A 16,087-nucleotide genomic window follows, 5' to 3' on the forward strand; every position below is an offset into this window, starting at 1 on the left:
AGATGTATGCCTCCGGATTCCAAGCGCTGAAGCAGATCGATCTGGAGATCCGCCGAGGCGAGATCTTCGCCCTGCTGGGCCCCAACGGCGCCGGCAAGACTACCCTGATCAGCATCATCTGCGGCATCGTCAATCCCAGCGAGGGCACGGTGCTGGCTGACGGCCACGACGTGGTGCGCGACTACCGCGCGGCACGCGCGAAGATCGGTCTGGTGCCGCAGGAACTGACCACCGATGCATTCGAGACAGTGTGGAACACGGTCAGTTTCAGCCGTGGGCTATTCGGCAAGGCGGCGAACGCGGCACATATCGAAAAGGTGCTGAAGGACCTCTCGTTGTGGAGCAAGAAGGACAGCCGGCTGATGACCCTGTCCGGCGGCATGAAGCGGCGCGTGATGATCGCCAAGGCGCTGTCGCACGAGCCGCAGATCCTGTTCCTGGACGAGCCGAGCGCCGGCGTCGACGTGGAGCTGCGTCGCGACATGTGGGCGATGGTGCGCGCGCTGCGCGCCACCGGCGTCACCATCATCCTGACCACTCACTACATCGAGGAGGCCGAGGAGATGGCCGACCGGATCGGGGTGATCCACAAGGGGGAATTGATCCTGGTCGAGGACAAGGCCGAGTTGATGAACAAGCTCGGCCGCAAGCAGTTGACCCTGCATCTGCAGGATCCGCTGGAAACCATCCCTGCGGCGCTGGCCGATTACCCGCTGGAACTGTCGGCCGATCGGCGGCAGCTGGTCTACACCTTCGATGCGCAGGGCGAGCACACCGGCATCGACATGCTGCTGCGCCGGCTCGGCGAGGCGGGCATCGACTTCAAGGACCTCAAGACCAGCCAGAGTTCGCTGGAAGACATCTTCGTCAGCCTGGTGAGGGAGCGCGCATGAACATTTACGCGATTCGCGCGATCTATCTGTTCGAGATGGCGCGCACCTGGCGCACCTTGCTGCAGAGCATCGTTTCACCGGTGATTTCCACCTCGCTGTACTTCGTGGTGTTCGGCGCGGCGATCGGTTCGCACATGAAAGGGATCGACGGGGTCAGCTACGGTGCCTTCATCGTGCCGGGGCTGATCATGCTGTCGCTGTTGACGCAGAGCATCTCCAATGCCTCGTTCGGCATCTATTTCCCGAAGTTCGTGGGTACGATCTACGAGATCCTGTCGGCGCCGGTGTCGCCGTTCGAGATCGTCGCCGGCTATGTGGGCGCGGCGGCGAGCAAGTCGATCATCCTGGGCCTGATCATCCTGGTCACCGCGCGGCTGTTCGTGCCGTTCCAGATCGAGCATCCACTGTGGATGCTGACGTTCCTGCTGCTCACCGCGGCGACCTTCAGCCTGTTCGGTTTCATCATCGGCATCTGGGCGGACAACTTCGAGAAGCTGCAGCTGGTGCCGCTGCTGGTGGTGACGCCGCTGACCTTTCTCGGCGGCAGTTTCTATTCGATCCACATGCTGCCGCCGTTCTGGCAGAAGGTCACCCTGTTCAATCCGGTGGTGTACCTGATCAGCGGTTTCCGCTGGAGTTTCTACGGCGTCGCCGACGTCGGCGTGGGCGTCAGCGTGGGCATGACCCTGGTGTTTCTCGCGATCTGCCTTGCAGCGGTGTGGTGGATCTTCCGCAGCGGCTACCGGCTGAAAGCCTGAGCGGGTTGTCAGGTCAGCGCGGTATGCGCGCGGAACGGCAGCGGCGTGGCGCCGGTGCGCGCGACCGCGGGTTCGGCCACGCCGAGCTTGTCCTTGCTGGCGTCGATCACCACCAGGATGCGACCGGCGGCGATCTCGTCCTTGAACTTGCGGCTGACCACGTCGGGCACCTCGAAGCCGACCATCTCGCCGATGCAGGTACCGAATGCGGCGCCCGCGATGGTCATCGCCGCAGCGCCGGCAAGCGTCACGCCCAGCGGCGGCACGGCAACCGCGATGAGTCCGAGCAGCAGACCGGTACCGCCGCCGCAGATGCCCCCACGCACGGCGGCGGGGTAGAAATCATTGCGTCCCTGCATCAGGTGGTCGGGGATCTTTTCCAGCTCGATGTCCTCGCGGGCGACCAGCGAGATGTCGTTGTCGTCGATGCCGGCCTCGCGTGCCGCGGTCATCGCGGCGCGTGCCGCGGCCAGATCGGGTGTGCTGAATACGCATCGGGTTTTCATGAGGTCTCCCTCCGTGTTCCGGCGTGACGTCACTCGCGCGGACGGCGTTCTCGGGGGGCAGGCGTACCGCGCGGGCAAAGCGGACGAGCAGTATCTATCCTTGTCGCCATCATGTTGCGGACGCGTGACATAGTTGTTATCAAAAACGACTCAATGGGATCGCACCGGCGTGCCGTTCGCCATCACGGCGCCGCGCCGGTAGCTGAGCAGGCGGCCACGGAACGGCGCGACGTCGGCCGCGTCGAAACGGCTGCGCAGTTCGGTGACGGCGAAGCCCTGGCCAACCAGCGCGCGGGTGAACGGCGCACTGTTGCCGCGGCCCGGATCGGTGATCAGCACCTCGGCATCGGGCAGCGCGTGGCGCGAGACCATCGCCGCAAGCAAGTCCGCGTGGCCGCTTTCGTAAAGGATGTCGCTGCCGATGATCAGGTCGAAGCGCCCCAGCGTGACATCGGGCACTTCCCAACGCAGGTCGCGGTAGACGATGGTCGCCAACTGGTTCTGCGTGGCGTTGTGACACAGGAACGATTCGGCCAGCGGATGATGGTCGCTGGCAGTGATGTCGGCGCGGCGCTGCTGCAATACCAGGCTGGACAGGCCCAGCCCGCAACCGAGTTCCAGGATGCGCTTGCCGACGATGTCGTGGGTGGCCATCGCCTCGGCCAGTACCCGACCGGCCGGCCATACCTGCCCGAACAGGCTCCACAGCGCCGACGAGATGCCGATGCGGTTGGCCAGCTGGTGCGGGTCGGCGAATTGCTGCAGGTCGCTCAGCGCCCGGATGCGGTAGTCGTGGCCACCGAGGCGGACCACAAGTTCGCGGGTGGAATATCCCGGCATAAGGGCTCCCGTAGGGTATCGTCCCGGCTATCGGCAGGCGGGATGAAACGTGGGTGGGAGCGCAGCGGCACTCGCCGCGAGGCGCTGGGGAGAAGCGGAAGCCTGGCCAGCTTACCTGCAATGTCGGTAGGGTGTTGCCAGAGGCCGGCTCGATCGGGCTGGATGAACGAATCGGGCGTGGACAAGTCCAACACAGGCATTCGATGGTAGAACGGGAGTGATCGTGAGCAGACGAGCATCGGCGGGCAGCTGGATCGGGGCGGTGGTGGTGGTGCTGGCCATCGTGGTGGCGGGTGTGTACCTGGCACGCAAGGCGATGCATCCAGGCCCACCGCTGACCACCGCACCCGTTGCGTCGGCATCGGCTCCCGCGAGCGCCGCCAGCGCGCCGATCCAGCATCCGATCGAACAGGCGCAAATCGCGCCGGCGACGGCTTCCACAAGCGCGTTGCCGGCACTGGACGACAGCGACGCCAGCACGATCGCCGCACTCGCCGCGGTAGCCGGCGGCAACGACCTGTCCCCGCTGCTGGTGCGCCAGCAGGTCATCGCGCGCATCGTGGCGACCATCGATGCGTTGCCGCGTCACGACGGGCTGGCCGTGTTCACGCTGCCGGCGCGCGTGCCGAAGGGTGCGTTCATCGTCGATGAAGCCAACGGTGGCACGGTGACCGGCGAGCGGAACGTTGCCCGCTACGCGCCGTACATGCAGATCGTCGACGCCGTCGATCCGCAGGCGCTGGTGGCCTGGTACGTGCACGCCTATCCGCTGTTCCAGCAGGCATACCGCCAACTGGGCTACCCGAAGGGTTATTTCAACGACCGCCTGATCGTGGTGATCGACGACCTGCTGGCCGCGCCGGAACCGGTCCAGCCACCGACCGTGGTGCGCTCGAAGGCGTTCTACGTCTACACCGATCCCGCGCTGGAATCGCGCTCCACCGGGCAGAAGCTGCTGTTGCGCGTGGGGCCCGCCAACGAGGCGAAGATCAAGGCCAAGCTGCGCGCGATCCGCACGCAGCTGACCGGGCAGGATCTGCATCCGGCGCCAGCGGGCACGGCCGGGTAGACTCGCGCGCCCAGCTTTCGATCTGCCACGATGGCCATTCGACCCACGCCTTCCGACCAACCTCAGCTCGACCTGCTCGGAACGGCCGATGCCCGGCCTGCCGAAGTGCACCGATTGTTCTTCGCGCTGCTGCCGGATGCCGCGACGCGTGCACGGCTGGCGCAAGCGGCGCAGGCGTTCAAGGCCAGTCATCCGGGGCTGCGCGCGCGCTGGGTGAGTCCTGCGCGCTATCACGCCACGCTGCATTTTCTCGGCGACCACGCACTACTGCGGCAGGACGTGGTCGATGCAGCGATGGCTGCTGCGACCGAGCTGCGCATGGCGCCATTCGAATGGGTGCTGCATGAAGCGGCCAGCTTCCGCGGCCGGCAACCGCCCTGCATCCTGCGCAGCTCGAGCGTGCCCGAGCCGCTGCAGCAGCTATGGCAGGACCTGCGCCGTGCGCTCGTGCTGGCCGGGCAGGGCCGCCATGTCGCACGCAGCTTTACGCCGCATGTCACCGTCGCCTACAGCCATGCTGTGCTGCTGGATGTCACGCCGATCGAACCCGTGGCATGGCGGGTCGAACGCGTTGCGCTGGTCCACAGCGTGGTCGGTCAGCAGGATTATCAGGTGCTGGCGGAGTGGGCGTTGTAGGACAGTTGAACCGTTCGCGGGTGTGTCTTAGTGATGGCGAAAGTATCGGTTGCCCGATAGCCGCGAAACCCTATGTTGTGTCTCACTTGCCGTGGGGTATGCTGGGCCGGCCGTCATCTGTTGAAGGGGCCGGCGATGGTGTTGCGTATGTGTCGTTCGCCACGCGGTAGGCGTGCGGAATAGTACAAATCCAGGACTGATGTCTGTGTTGTCATTGACTCGATGGAGTGAATCATGAAGAAGTTCGGCTTTGCGACGTTTTGCATGATTTTGGCGGTGGGTGGTGCCTCGTTGTCGTCACCTGTTTCAGCACAGGATGCCGTCGCGGGGAACCCTGCCGATTCGCCGCTCTATTTCACGAATGTCGACAAGAACGGCGACGGGGCCATCAGCCGCTCCGAGGTTCCGAAGGATCTGCCTGAACTGCGGGCGCATTTCGATCAATATGATGCAAATCACGATCATCGGCTTTCGCAGGGAGAGTACGTGAGTTATCTGAGTACTCTCGGCTCCAAGGCTTGCCGTGACGACATACACACCCAGGTAAAGTGCCAGATATCACCCTATGCTGGAGATCCGCGGCGGGATTACGCTGGTGAATCGCCGGCAGTTAATCCTCCGAAGACGTCCGGGGGACAATGAGGGCGTATCAGCGGTAGGGCGTGCCGTCCTTGTGTGAATAGTGATCGACGCCAGGCTCGAGGTGCAGGTCGATGTCTGAGTAGTGGCAGGTGTCGTCGTCGCAGCGGGTACCGATGTCGAGATAGACGGCTGTTTCTTCGCTGCGGTTGATCATGTGGTGGCCATCGGGCACGTTTTTCGGAAAGGCCGCGCCATCGCCGGCGCGCAGCAATTGTTCGCCGGCTTCGGTAACCAGGGTCAATTCGCCGGCCAGCACGTAGACGAACTCCTCCTCGTGGCTGTGCCAGTGGCGCTGGCTCGACCACGCCCCCGGCGGCAGGTGCACCAGGTTGACGCCGAAATCGGTCAGGCCACCGGCACGGCCCAGCGCCTGCCGGATGCGCTCGCTGACGGGTTCTCCGTAAGGTGCCGGATAGTCCGAGCCCTGGCGTTCGGGGACCTTGGCGGTATCGACTTTCGGCATGAGCTTGTTCCTCGTGACGATGAAGAGACTTCCCATGATGAATCATTGCGCATCGGCCAGACCTTTGCTGCGCCGTCCTGGTCGATGATCGGTTTTTGAACCTCGACCGGGTTACAGTGGCGGCATCATCGCTGATGTCATGCGGAGGTCGGTGAGATGAGGCGCTGGCTGTGGCTGGTCTATGTGGCGGTTCTTTGCACGTTGCCGATGCGAGCGGCGTTTGCCGTCGAGCCAGCGGTTGCCGGCGGCACGGCGACCCATGGCATGGTGGCGCAGATCACCCTGGATGGCCCGATCGGCCCCGCCGCGGCGGAGTACTTCGACGACGCCTCGAAGCGCGCGGTGGCCGATGGCGCGGTGGCGATCGTGCTGCGGCTGGACACGCCCGGCGGGCTGGCCGAGTCGATGCGGCAGATCATCGCCAGCATGCTGTCCTGCGAGGTGCCGGTGCTGGTGTACGTCGCCCCGGGCGGTGCGCGGGCAGCGTCGGCAGGAACGTACATCCTGTATGCCGGGCAGATCGCTGCGATGGCGCCGGCCACCCACTTGGGCGCGGCGACGCCGGTGCAACTGGGCGGCGACCGGCCGGTGCCGCTGCCCAAGGCCAGTGACCAGCCGGCGGCAGCGGGTTCTGCCGCCAAGGACGAGCCGGGTGCCGGGGACGATGCCGAGTCGCACAAGGTCATGAACGATGCGATCGCCTATATCCGCTCGCTGGCGCAGTTGCGAGGTCGCAACGCGCAATGGGCCGAGCAGGCGGTGCGCGGCGCGGCCACGCTGACCGCCAGCGAGGCCGCGCAGCAGCATGTGATCGACTTCGTGGCGGCAGACGTGGCCGACCTGCTGGACAAGGCGGACGGGCGCAAGGTGCAAGTACGCGATCGCGACGTCACGCTGCAGCTCAAGGGCGCGTCCGTGCATGAGTATGCGCCGGGTGCGCGCACGCGCTTCCTGGCGATCATCACCAACCCCACCATCGCTTATCTGTTGCTGCTGGCCGGTATCTTCGGCTTGCTGCTGGAAGCCATGCATCCCGGCGCAATGTTGCCGGGCATTGCCGGCGGCATCTGCCTGCTGGTCGGCCTGTACGCGCTGCAATTGCTGCCGGTGAACTACGCCGGGCTGGCCTTGATGGCGCTGGGTGTTGGCTTGCTGGTGGCCGAGGCGGTCAATCCCAGCGTGGGTGCGTTCGGCGTCGGCGGACTGGTTTCGTTCGTGGTGGGCTCGGTGATGCTGATGAATACCGGGGTGCCCGGTTATGGCGTCAATCTCGGCGTCATCGCCGGCATCGCGGTGTGCGCGGCGGGCTTGCTGGCCTTGATCGTGTGGCTGGTGTTCCGTTCGCGCCGGGCCGGGCCGGTCACCGGCGATGCAGCGATGCAGATGGACATCGGTGAACTGCTGGAACCGGTGGAAGCCGGCGGCGAGGCCTGGATGATGGTGCGCGGCGAGCGCTGGCGCGCGCGTTGCGATACCGCCTTGCCGGCGGGTGCGCGGGTGCGCGTGGTGTCGCGGCAGGGGTTGCTGTTGCGGGTCGAGCCGGCATGAACCGGCGCGGCAATTTCATGAAAGGCAGGAGATGATCATGTTCGGATTCGTCGGTGTACTGGTAATTCTTGGCGCGCTGCTGCTGTTCTCCGCGGTGAAGATCCTGCCGGAGTACCAGCGCGGGGTGATCCTGACCCTGGGCCGCTACACCGGGACCAAGGGCCCCGGACTGGTGCTGCTGGTGCCGTTCGTGCAGCGGATGATCCGCGTCGACCTGCGCGTGACCGTGATGGACGTGCCGCCGCAGGACGTGATTTCGCGCGACAACGTCTCGGTGCGGGTCAACGCGGTGGTCTATTTCCGTGTGGTGGAACCCGACAAGTCCGTATTGCAGGTGGAGAACTTCCTGCAGGCGACCAGCCAGCTGGCGCAGACGCGGCTGCGCTCGGTGTTGGGCCAGCACGAGCTGGACGAGATCCTGTCGCAGCGCGATTCGATCAACCACACCTTGCAGACCATCCTCGACGAAGCCACCGACCCGTGGGGCATCAAGGTCGCCAACGTGGAGATCAAGGACGTCGACCTCAACGAAACCATGGTGCGCGCGATCGCCCGTCAGGCCGAGGCCGAGCGCGAGCGCCGCGCCAAGGTGATCCACGCCGAGGGCGAGATGCAGGCTGCCGAGAAATTGCGTGACGCCGCCGCGATGCTGTCGCAGCAGCCGCAGGCCTTGCAGCTGCGCTACCTGCAGACGCTGGCCGACATGTCCAACAACGGCAAGTCCTCGACCATCGTGTTTCCGCTGCCGCTGGACCTGATCCGGCCGCTGATGGAGGCGTTCCCGGCAAAGTCCGATCCGGCCTCGAATCGCTGAACTGGCGCAGCCGTTCAAAGCGGGTGAATAATGCCGCTCACCTCCTGCCAAGACGAGCGATCACCATGGATGCAGCACGTTCACCCGGAAGCCTGGTCTGCGTGGGCCTCGGCATGACCCTGGGCTCGCACCTCGGTCCGCTGGCGCGCAGCCATATCGAACAGGCGGACGTGGTGTTCGCCGGGCTCTCCGACGGCATCGTCGAGCTGTGGCTGAACAAGATGCATCCGGACGTGCGCAGCCTGCAGCCGTACTACCACGAGGGCAAGTCGCGCATGCAGACCTACCGCGAGATGGTCGAGGCCATCCTCACCGAGGTGCGTGCAGGCAAGCGCGTGTGCGGGGTGTTCTACGGCCATCCCGGCGTGTTCGCCTGGGCGCCGCACAAGTCGATCGAGGTGGCCCGCAGCGAGGGTTACCCCGCGCACATGGAGCCGGGCATTTCCGCCGAGGATTGCCTCTACGCGGACCTCGGCATCGACCCGGGTCGCTACGGCTGCCAGCACTTCGAGGCCAGCCAGCTGCTGTTCTACCGGCGCCGGATCGACCCGACCGCTTATCTGGTGCTGTGGCAGGTGGGCCTGGTGGGCGATCAGTCGCTGGCCCGCTTCTCGACGGGCCCCGCGTACAAGCAGGTACTGGTCGACGTGCTGGCGCGCGACTACCCGCTCGATCACGAGATCACCATCTACCGCAGCGCCACCTTGCCGATCCAGCAGGCGCGGATCGAACGGGTGCGGCTGGGCGACCTGCCGCAGGCGAAGGTCGAGATGGAGGATACGGTGGTCGTGCCCCCTGCAGGTCCGCTGCAGCCGAATACGGAAATCCGTGCGCGTCTGGCCGAGCTGGACCGGGCGGAGGCCACAGCCCAAGTGGATATTCTGTGAGCAGGTAGACAAGTTGGTGTTGGCGGCGTCTCTAGGATGGTTTGGCGCAGGCTTGCAGTTGCCGGTAATCGGACGGGCTTACCCCGTTCCTATGGCCGGGCAGCCTGCGTATTCCAACCAACCGTACACTCGAGGAGAGAACGCCATGTCCAATATCATCGATTTCCTGGAAACCATCGGTCAGGATGCCAATCTGCGCTACGCTTCCAACGGGGAAATGCAGCACATGCTGGTCAATAGCCAGCTGGATCAGGATATCAAGCAAGCTGTGCTGGCCAGGGATCAGCAACGATTGACTGCGCTGGTGGGGGCGCAGAATGTATGCTGCTTGCTGGTTCCCGCGCAGGTACGGTGCTTGCTGGTTCCGGGGATCAACGACGAAGATGAACACTACGAAGAGCGGCGTGCTTGAGGCGAGACGGATTCGCTGACGCGCAGTGAAAGAGGGTCCGCATTGCCAGGGACGCTGATTACGTCAGCAATCAGGGGGTTGTATGTCCGATGTCATTGAGTTTCTCGAAAAGGTGGGGCGGGACGCGCAGTTGAATTGCGCAACAAAGGGCTCACCCGATTTTGCGCTGATGTTGGCTGGCCTTGACCCGATGCTGCAGAGTGCGATTTGTGGCGGGGACCGAGCGAAGCTGGGGGCTCTGATGGGGGTTGCACCTGTCTGTGGTTTCTTGGCGCCAGGGGAAGAGCAGGAAGAGGATGATTCTGGAGAAACCCCCTCCCCCGATGATGGCGAGGAACGTTCGGTGTCAGATTTCGCGGACTAAGTTCAGTGTTCACGTCCGGCACGCAGCGTCGGGGAATGATCCTGGGATGGATCCTGCTTGGGTTGTCATTCGCGGGTATGGCCATGGCGGCCATACCCGCGTCTATCAATGATCCCGTGTCATTGCTCAGGCAAGCGGACAGCATCAAGTTGTCGGATCAGGGGCAATTTCTCGAAATACTCGATGTCTTGGGTAATGACAGCGCGCGCTTGCCACCCGATCAGCTGGACTATCTTCGTTACCTGCAGGCTTGGGGGGCAGCGTACCGAGGCGACTACAAGTTATCGGATTCCCTTCTCAAGGGCCTTCTGAATCACTCCACGGACGTGACCCTTCATTTCAGGGCCGGGGTATTGCTCGTCAATACATTGGCGGAGCGATCGCGGTACGAAGAGGCGTTTCAACGGCAAAGTTTGTTGCTTGCTGAACTGCCAAAGATTACCGATCCCGACGCGCGCAGGCAGGCGCTTGTCATTGCGGCCTATTTGTACGAAGAGGCCGGGCAGTACGATCTGGCATTTACGTATGCCGATCAGCTGTTCAAAGAGACTCCGGAAATTGGTGAATACAGTTGTATTGCTAGCCACGCGGAACTCGCGGCGTTGTACAAGAGCGATAGACTGGAAGATATCGATCGCAAGTTTCAGAAGGGCATCGACATCTGCACCAAGGTGGGTGACCTGGTTTATGCCAATGGAATCAGGTTCTATGAAGCGAGCTTGGCTCTGCAGCGAGGTCAAACTGATATTGCTCTCCAGATATTGAAGAGCAACTACGCCGATGTCCAACATACCAAATATCAGATGCTGATCTCCCAGTTCGACGCATCATTGGCGGAGGCGTATAGAAAAACCAACCGTCTAACGTTGGCTCGGCAGTATGCACTTGCAGTAGTCGACCAGAGCAAAATCAACAGGTTTGCCGAGTCGCTGAGTATTGCCTATCAAGTCTTGTATCTGACCGAGAAGCAGCAAGGACACATGGAGGCTGCACTTGCCTATCACGAGCAGTACATGGATGCCAACAAGGGCTATTTGAACGCGGTGAATGCCAGGGCGTTGGCATATCAGACTGTGCAACAACAACTGCTGGCTAAGAAGCTGCAAGTTGATACCTTGAGCAAGCAGAATCAAATTCTGCAGCTCCAGCGGAACCTCGACAAGAAGGCTTCCGAGACGAGCCGTCTGTATATTCTGCTGTTGCTCACCGTGCTGGCTTTCATTGGCTTCTGGACCTACCGCATAAAGCGCTCGCAGCTGCGTTTCATGCGCCTGGCACGTCGTGACGGACTCACGGACATATTCAATCGGCAGCACTTCGTCCATGCAGCCGAACAGCAGTTGCAGTACTGCCGAAAATCCGGGCGGGAAGCCTGTCTGGTGCTGATCGACCTGGATCACTTCAAGATTGTCAACGACACCCATGGGCATGCGGTGGGCGATCGCGTGCTGAAACGTGCTGTGGCAGCCTGCCAGGCGCATCTGCGCTCCACCGACATTTTCGGCCGTCTGGGTGGTGAGGAGTTCGGCATTGTGTTGCCTGAGTGCACGCTTGAGCAGGTGCTGGGCCGGACTGAACGGATCCGTTTGGCGATCGTGGCGGTGGCTCGTGACGACGATGCTCCCGACATTTGCGTCTCGGCCAGCTTTGGCGTGGCCAGCACCACCTGTTCCGGCTATGAACTACGCCAGTTGCTGATCCACGCCGACGACGCGCTGTATCAGGCCAAGCGCGAAGGCCGTAACCGGGTCAGCGTGAGCGACGGTCGCGCAAAACCACACCTGAGTGCCGTTGGCGCGGTGACCGACGGGGTGTAGTGACCTCCGTTTGTCTGCCTGCCTGGGGGCCATGGCTCCATGCAGGTCGATCACAAGGGGCGGTATGGCTTTCGGTGCCGAGTCGAGCTATCGCTGGAGCCATGCGAAAAGTCCGGTGACGGAAGTGTTATCCGTCCGAGGGCGGGATCGACGGGTCGAATGTGCCGATAAGCTCGGACAACGGGTCTTGTACTGGAAAGGGTTACGACGGGACCGGTGGCAGCTCGGGGTTACCTATGACTGGCCAAGAAAAGCCGGTTCGTCATGCGCGCCGTCGAAGGGATGGTGTATTTTCGGCCCGTTGTGGTGGGGGTGCTGCTTGCAGCGGGCAGGGCATGGGGTAGTGGGGGACGAGACCTGCAGGACAGATTGATGTGGCCATCATTGGGTCGCCGGCCATCAATCGTTCTGATGAGGGGAGTGGCCGATGTTCGATGTGATCGATTTTCTGGAAAGGATGGGGCAGGACGCGCAATTGCGTCATGCATCGCAGGATGAAGTGGGGCTTGCGCTGGCCGGCGCAGAGATTGATCCGGAATTGCGGGTGGCGATCCTTGCCAGGAATGAACCGGGTCTGCAGGCGCTGCTGGGACAGGGTCCCTTCTGTTGCCTGATCAACCCAGCCAAGCCAGACGGGGAACAGGAAGAATGCGACGGCAGCTGCGAAGATGATGAAGAGGAGAAGGACAAGGAGAATGATAGTGATAAGGGAAAGGGTGAAGAGTAAAGGCCTGGCTTCACGACTTGCCACTCCTGGTCCTGTGATCACTGGATAACTCATGAACCAGGCAGGCAGATGCAGACGAGTGTTTTCTTCCTGCGGACTCCTGTTCTTGTCTGTTGGGTGCGCGACTGCTGCGACCGCGCTCGTATCCAACGATCCTGCGCAATTGCTAAAACAGGCCGAAAGTGCGCAACCCTCCAATCGAGCCGAGTTCGATGAGCTCATGGGGCGACTCGATCAAATGGCGATGCGGCTTTCGCCGCAGCAGAAGCTGCATCAACGTTACCTTATGGCACGGCAGATCGCCTTTGCAGGCAACTATGAAGGAGCCATGCCATCGTTGAAGGCGATCGCCGATCAAGCTGTGGATCCTGTTCTGGCGTTTCGCGCCAGCGCCACGGTGATCGACCTACTGGTGACCCAATCCCGGTATGAGGAGGCTTTTGCCAGGCTCAATCCGTTGCTTGACCAGTTACCTACCATGAAGGAAGGCGACGTCCGAATGCAGGGGTTCGGTGTTGCGGCGCAGTTGTACAACGAGGCAGGTCAATACGATTCGTCCGTTCGCTATGCCAATCAAATAATCAAGGAAAGTACCGACGCCCAAAGTGCATGCCGGGGTTGGTTCTACAAGTCGGATGCGCTGTTTGAAAGTGGCAGTGCACAGCTTCCTGCCGATCAACTTCACGAGGGCATGGAGGCATGTGGAAAGGCCGGCGATACACTGTTTGCGCTCAGTTTTCAGTATTTGCTGGCGAGCTTCGACCTGCGGCAAGGGCACACTGAGTCGGCTATCCGTGTGTTGCGAGCGAGCTACCCCAAGGTGTTGCAAGCAGGTTTTCCCCCCCAGGTTTCCCAGTTCGAGGCTTCCTTGGCCACGGCTTATTGGAAGAGCGGCGACCTTGCTTCGGCGGTGAAGTTTGCCAATGACGCCCTGGTGACGAATGCCAACCGGCAGTATTCGGAGTCGACGACCAATGCTTATCGGGTGCTTTACGAAGTCGACAAGGAACTGGGCGACAGCAAGGGCTCCCTGGCATACCTTGAAAAATACGTAGCTGCCCATGATGACTATCAGAGCCGGCTCAGCGCGAAAGCGCTCGCCTATCAGATCGTCAAGCAGCAGATGCTGGCAAAGAAACTGCAGATCGACGGGCTCGACAAGAAGAACAGGATTCTCACCCTTCAGGGAGAGCTGGACCGCAAGGCGGTGGAAACCAGCCGCTTGTACATCGCGTTGCTGCTGCTGGTGCTGGCATCCATTGCATTGTGGACATACCGCATCAAGCGTTCGCAATTGCGCTTCATGCGGCTGGCGCGGCGCGACGGTCTTACCGGCATCTTCAACCGGCAGCACTTCGTCAACGAGGCCGAGCGGCAGTTGCGCTATTGCCGCAAATCGTCGCGCGATGTTTGCCTGGTGCTGATCGACCTGGATCACTTCAAGGCGGTCAACGACACCCATGGGCATGCGGTGGGTGACCGTGTGCTTAGGCGCGCGGTCGATGCCTGCCTGGCGCACCTGCGCTCCACCGACGTGTTCGGCCGTCTCGGCGGAGAGGAGTTCGGCATGTTGTTGCCCGAGTGCACGCTGGACAACGTGCTGGCGCGGGTCGAGCAGATGCGCGCGGCGATCGCCGCCGTTTCGGGCGCCAGGGATGCGCCCGGCATACCGATCTCGGCCAGCTTTGGCGTGGCCGCCGCGGCCACCTCCGGTTATGAGCTGCGGCAACTGATGATCGATGCCGACTGCGCCCTGTACCAGGCCAAGCACGAGGGGCGCAACCGGGTCAGCCTTTTCGAGGCCGGTATGCGCGGCTGAATGTCGTGCGGACGCGTGAGAGTCTGCCGCCCTCACGCCGGCGCCAACATCTTCGTGCCAGGACGGTGGCCGCGTTTGCACGTTTGCCGCTGCAGCAGGCGATCGCGGGCGGGACCCGCTGCATGGACAGCCGGGTAGGCGCGCGCTACAAAGGTGGTCGATTTCACCGGTGGGGAGTGTTCCGATGCGCATCAGGAGTTCTGTCTTGCTGGCTGCCCTGGGCCTGATCGTGTTTCCGCTGCAGGCGGCAACGGGACCGAGGGTCGAGCGGTCGCCGTCGATCAACGCTGCGGATTTCGCGCGCTTCGACAAGACGCTCAGTTCCGACGCGTTCGGCGGGCGAAAACCCGGCACGATCGGCGCGCAACGCACCACCGATTTCCTGGTGGCCGAGTTCAAGCGGATGGGTTTGCAGCCGGGCAACCACGGCTCGTGGTACCAGACCGTGCCGGCCGACTCCACCTTGCTGCTGAATACCGACGTCACCCTGGACGTCACCGCCCGCGGCAAGCCGCTGAAGCTGGCGTACCGCACCGACATGGTGGCGCAGACCCTGCAGGCGAAACCCGAGGTCGCGCTGAAGGACTCGCCGGTGGTGTTCCTCGGTTACGGCGCGAATGCGCCCACCTGGCACTGGAACGACTACCGGGATGTCGACGTGAAGGGCAAGACGGTGATCGTGCTGGTCAACGACCCCGGCTTCGCCAGCCGCGATCCGAAGCTGTTCAACGGCCGCGCGATGACCTGGTACGGCCGCTGGCCATACAAGTACGCGGAGGCCGCGCTGCAGGGCGCTGCCGCCTGCTTCATCGTGCACACCAGCGACGCCGCGGCCGGCTATCCGTGGAGCGTACTGCAGAACGGTTCGGTCGGGCCGCAGCTGAGCCTGCCGGGCAGTGTCGATCCATCGCCACGGTTGCCGGTGGCCGGCTGGCTGACGCGTGACGCGGCCACCCGGCTGTTCGCCGCCGCCGGCCTCGATTTCGCCGAGCTCGAACGGGCCGCGGCAAAGCCGGGCTTCGAGCCGGTGCCGTTGCACGCGACGGCCTCGATCGCCCTGCACAACAAGATCGGCCACATCGAATCGAAGAACGTGGTGGCGATGGTCGAGGGCAGCTACAAGCCCGATGAGGTGGTGGTCTATACCGCGCACTGGGACCACCTGGGCACCGACCCGACCCGCAAGGGCCACCAGGTCTATGCCGGCGCGATCGACAACGGCACCGGCCTGAGCATGCTGCTGGAAATCGCCGACGCGTTCGCGCACCAGGCGCGGCCGCCCGAGCGCAGCGTGCTGTTCTTCATGCCGACGCTGGAGGAATCAGGCCTGCTCGGTTCGCAGTACTACGCGGCGAAGCCGGTGTTTCCGCTGGACCGCACGGTGGCCGACATCGCCGTCGACGCCTTGCCGATCATCGGCCCTGCACGCGACATGACGGTGATCGGCAAGGGCCAGTCCGAGCTGGAGGACATGCTCGCCGGCGTATTGCGCAAGCAGGGCCGGGTGATCTCGCCGGAGGCCACGCCGGAGAATGGCTTCTACTTCCGCTCCGATCATTTCAACTTCGCGCGGGCCGGCGTGCCGGCGATGCTGGCCAGTTCGGGCCTCGACCTGCTCGATGGCGGCAGGGCCGCCGGCCAGAAGGCGGCCGACGACTATACGGCGCACCGCTACCACACGACGAACGACGTGTTCGATCCGCACTGGAACTTGCAGGGCATCCTTGAGGATACCCAGGCGCTGTATGAGCTGGGCCAGCACCTCAGCCATGCGGGAGTGTGGCCGCAGTGGTACGCCGACAACCCGTTCAAGGCCAAGCGAGAGACGATGATGGCGCCGGCCAGACAGAAGGCTGGCATCTCAAAATGACGACGACTGCGCCAATGGAGTG

17 protein-coding genes are annotated in these 16,087 nt (G+C 63.1%); 14 read left to right on the plus strand and 3 right to left on the minus strand.

The genetic code is table 11. From position 1 onward, the window contains the following. Positions 1–2 precede the first annotated feature (2 nt). Both ABIE04_RS12350 and ABIE04_RS12355 read left to right on the plus strand, forming a co-directional pair. On the plus strand, positions 3–893 hold the full coding sequence (locus tag ABIE04_RS12350) for an ABC transporter ATP-binding protein (protein WP_436410388.1): 891 nt from the start codon (positions 3–5) through the stop codon (positions 891–893). Beyond that, a complete protein-coding gene (locus ABIE04_RS12355) occupies positions 890–1,651 on the plus strand; it encodes an ABC transporter permease (RefSeq protein WP_354550556.1) in 762 nt (253 codons plus the stop codon). The genes ABIE04_RS12350 and ABIE04_RS12355 overlap by 4 nt, the downstream gene beginning before the upstream one ends. 8 nt (positions 1,652–1,659) lie before the next feature. On the opposite strand, the gene ABIE04_RS12360 is transcribed toward ABIE04_RS12355, so the two are convergent. Then, entirely contained in the window at positions 1,660–2,157 is a 498-nt protein-coding gene (locus ABIE04_RS12360; protein ID WP_354550559.1) for a hypothetical protein, read from the minus strand. Between the two features lie 150 nt (positions 2,158–2,307). Beyond that, the gene (locus ABIE04_RS12365; protein ID WP_354550561.1) at positions 2,308–2,997 is read right to left on the minus strand and encodes a class I SAM-dependent methyltransferase; all 690 of its coding nucleotides are present in this window, start codon (positions 2,995–2,997) and stop codon (positions 2,308–2,310) included. A gap of 223 nt (positions 2,998–3,220) precedes the next feature. Here ABIE04_RS12365 and ABIE04_RS12370 point away from each other — a divergent pair, with 223 nt between their 5' ends. From ABIE04_RS12370 to ABIE04_RS12380, 3 genes are all read left to right on the plus strand, one after another. Then, the gene (locus ABIE04_RS12370) at positions 3,221–4,066 is read left to right on the plus strand and encodes a DUF3014 domain-containing protein (protein ID WP_354550563.1); all 846 of its coding nucleotides are present in this window, start codon (positions 3,221–3,223) and stop codon (positions 4,064–4,066) included. A 30-nt stretch (positions 4,067–4,096) separates the two neighbouring features. Next, positions 4,097–4,702: an RNA 2',3'-cyclic phosphodiesterase gene (gene thpR, locus ABIE04_RS12375; RefSeq protein ID WP_354550565.1), complete on the plus strand. Its 606-nt coding sequence runs from the start codon at positions 4,097–4,099 to the stop codon at positions 4,700–4,702. A gap of 234 nt (positions 4,703–4,936) precedes the next feature. Beyond that, positions 4,937–5,344, plus strand: a complete 408-nt coding sequence (locus ABIE04_RS12380; RefSeq protein ID WP_354550567.1) for a hypothetical protein — start codon at positions 4,937–4,939, stop codon at positions 5,342–5,344. 7 nt (positions 5,345–5,351) lie between these two features. On the opposite strand, the gene ABIE04_RS12385 is transcribed toward ABIE04_RS12380, so the two are convergent. Continuing rightward, a complete protein-coding gene (locus ABIE04_RS12385) occupies positions 5,352–5,807 on the minus strand; it encodes a cupin domain-containing protein (RefSeq protein WP_354550570.1) in 456 nt (151 codons plus the stop codon). Positions 5,808–5,963: 156 nt separating this feature from the next. Between ABIE04_RS12385 and ABIE04_RS12390 the strand changes: the two genes are divergently transcribed. From ABIE04_RS12390 to ABIE04_RS12430, 9 genes are all read left to right on the plus strand, one after another. Continuing rightward, positions 5,964–7,355, plus strand: a complete 1,392-nt coding sequence (locus ABIE04_RS12390) for an NfeD family protein (protein WP_354550572.1) — start codon at positions 5,964–5,966, stop codon at positions 7,353–7,355. Positions 7,356–7,392: 37 nt separating this feature from the next. Then, a complete protein-coding gene (locus ABIE04_RS12395; protein ID WP_354550574.1) occupies positions 7,393–8,169 on the plus strand; it encodes a slipin family protein in 777 nt (258 codons plus the stop codon). A 65-nt stretch (positions 8,170–8,234) separates the two neighbouring features. Then, positions 8,235–9,056 carry an SAM-dependent methyltransferase gene (locus ABIE04_RS12400; RefSeq protein ID WP_354550576.1) on the plus strand — a complete coding sequence of 274 codons (822 nt, stop codon included), beginning with the start codon at positions 8,235–8,237 and terminating at the stop codon, positions 9,054–9,056. 145 nt (positions 9,057–9,201) lie between these two features. Continuing rightward, positions 9,202–9,468, plus strand: a complete 267-nt coding sequence (locus tag ABIE04_RS12405) for a hypothetical protein (RefSeq protein ID WP_343852200.1) — start codon at positions 9,202–9,204, stop codon at positions 9,466–9,468. A gap of 82 nt (positions 9,469–9,550) precedes the next feature. Next, the gene (locus ABIE04_RS12410) at positions 9,551–9,832 is read left to right on the plus strand and encodes a hypothetical protein (RefSeq protein ID WP_354550579.1); all 282 of its coding nucleotides are present in this window, start codon (positions 9,551–9,553) and stop codon (positions 9,830–9,832) included. 35 nt (positions 9,833–9,867) lie between these two features. Continuing rightward, positions 9,868–11,649 carry a sensor domain-containing diguanylate cyclase gene (locus ABIE04_RS12415; protein WP_354550581.1) on the plus strand — a complete coding sequence of 594 codons (1,782 nt, stop codon included), beginning with the start codon at positions 9,868–9,870 and terminating at the stop codon, positions 11,647–11,649. Positions 11,650–12,076: 427 nt separating this feature from the next. Next, positions 12,077–12,376, plus strand: coding sequence for a hypothetical protein (locus ABIE04_RS12420; RefSeq protein WP_354550583.1), 300 nt, complete (start codon positions 12,077–12,079; stop codon positions 12,374–12,376). 52 nt (positions 12,377–12,428) lie between these two features. Then, complete coding sequence (locus ABIE04_RS12425; protein ID WP_354550585.1) at positions 12,429–14,195, plus strand: tetratricopeptide repeat-containing diguanylate cyclase; 1,767 nt, start codon at positions 12,429–12,431, stop codon at positions 14,193–14,195. Between the two features lie 205 nt (positions 14,196–14,400). Further along, positions 14,401–16,065: a M28 family metallopeptidase gene (locus ABIE04_RS12430; protein ID WP_354550587.1), complete on the plus strand. Its 1,665-nt coding sequence runs from the start codon at positions 14,401–14,403 to the stop codon at positions 16,063–16,065. Positions 16,066–16,087 lie beyond the last annotated feature (22 nt).

It is taken from the genome of Rhodanobacter soli (assembly GCF_040548735.1).
GTDB classification, from domain to species: Bacteria; Pseudomonadota; Gammaproteobacteria; order Xanthomonadales; family Rhodanobacteraceae; genus Rhodanobacter; species Rhodanobacter soli_A.

Bases quoted from the DNA above. Each gene is read 5' to 3' on its own strand.
- ABIE04_RS12350 (WP_436410388.1), top strand. From the start codon at position 3: ATGTATGCCTCCGGATTCCAAGCGCTGAAGCAGATCGATCTGGAGATC.
- ABIE04_RS12355 (WP_354550556.1), top strand. From the start codon at position 890: ATGAACATTTACGCGATTCGCGCGATCTATCTGTTCGAGATGGCGCGC.
- ABIE04_RS12360 (WP_354550559.1), bottom strand. From the start codon at position 2,157: ATGAAAACCCGATGCGTATTCAGCACACCCGATCTGGCCGCGGCACGC.
- ABIE04_RS12365 (WP_354550561.1), bottom strand. From the start codon at position 2,997: ATGCCGGGATATTCCACCCGCGAACTTGTGGTCCGCCTCGGTGGCCAC.
- thpR (WP_354550565.1), top strand. From the start codon at position 4,097: ATGGCCATTCGACCCACGCCTTCCGACCAACCTCAGCTCGACCTGCTC.
- ABIE04_RS12380 (WP_354550567.1), top strand. From the start codon at position 4,937: ATGAAGAAGTTCGGCTTTGCGACGTTTTGCATGATTTTGGCGGTGGGT.
- ABIE04_RS12385 (WP_354550570.1), bottom strand. From the start codon at position 5,807: ATGCCGAAAGTCGATACCGCCAAGGTCCCCGAACGCCAGGGCTCGGAC.
- ABIE04_RS12390 (WP_354550572.1), top strand. From the start codon at position 5,964: ATGAGGCGCTGGCTGTGGCTGGTCTATGTGGCGGTTCTTTGCACGTTG.
- ABIE04_RS12395 (WP_354550574.1), top strand. From the start codon at position 7,393: ATGTTCGGATTCGTCGGTGTACTGGTAATTCTTGGCGCGCTGCTGCTG.
- ABIE04_RS12400 (WP_354550576.1), top strand. From the start codon at position 8,235: ATGGATGCAGCACGTTCACCCGGAAGCCTGGTCTGCGTGGGCCTCGGC.
- ABIE04_RS12405 (WP_343852200.1), top strand. From the start codon at position 9,202: ATGTCCAATATCATCGATTTCCTGGAAACCATCGGTCAGGATGCCAAT.
- ABIE04_RS12410 (WP_354550579.1), top strand. From the start codon at position 9,551: ATGTCCGATGTCATTGAGTTTCTCGAAAAGGTGGGGCGGGACGCGCAG.
- ABIE04_RS12415 (WP_354550581.1), top strand. From the start codon at position 9,868: ATGATCCTGGGATGGATCCTGCTTGGGTTGTCATTCGCGGGTATGGCC.
- ABIE04_RS12420 (WP_354550583.1), top strand. From the start codon at position 12,077: ATGTTCGATGTGATCGATTTTCTGGAAAGGATGGGGCAGGACGCGCAA.
- ABIE04_RS12425 (WP_354550585.1), top strand. From the start codon at position 12,429: ATGAACCAGGCAGGCAGATGCAGACGAGTGTTTTCTTCCTGCGGACTC.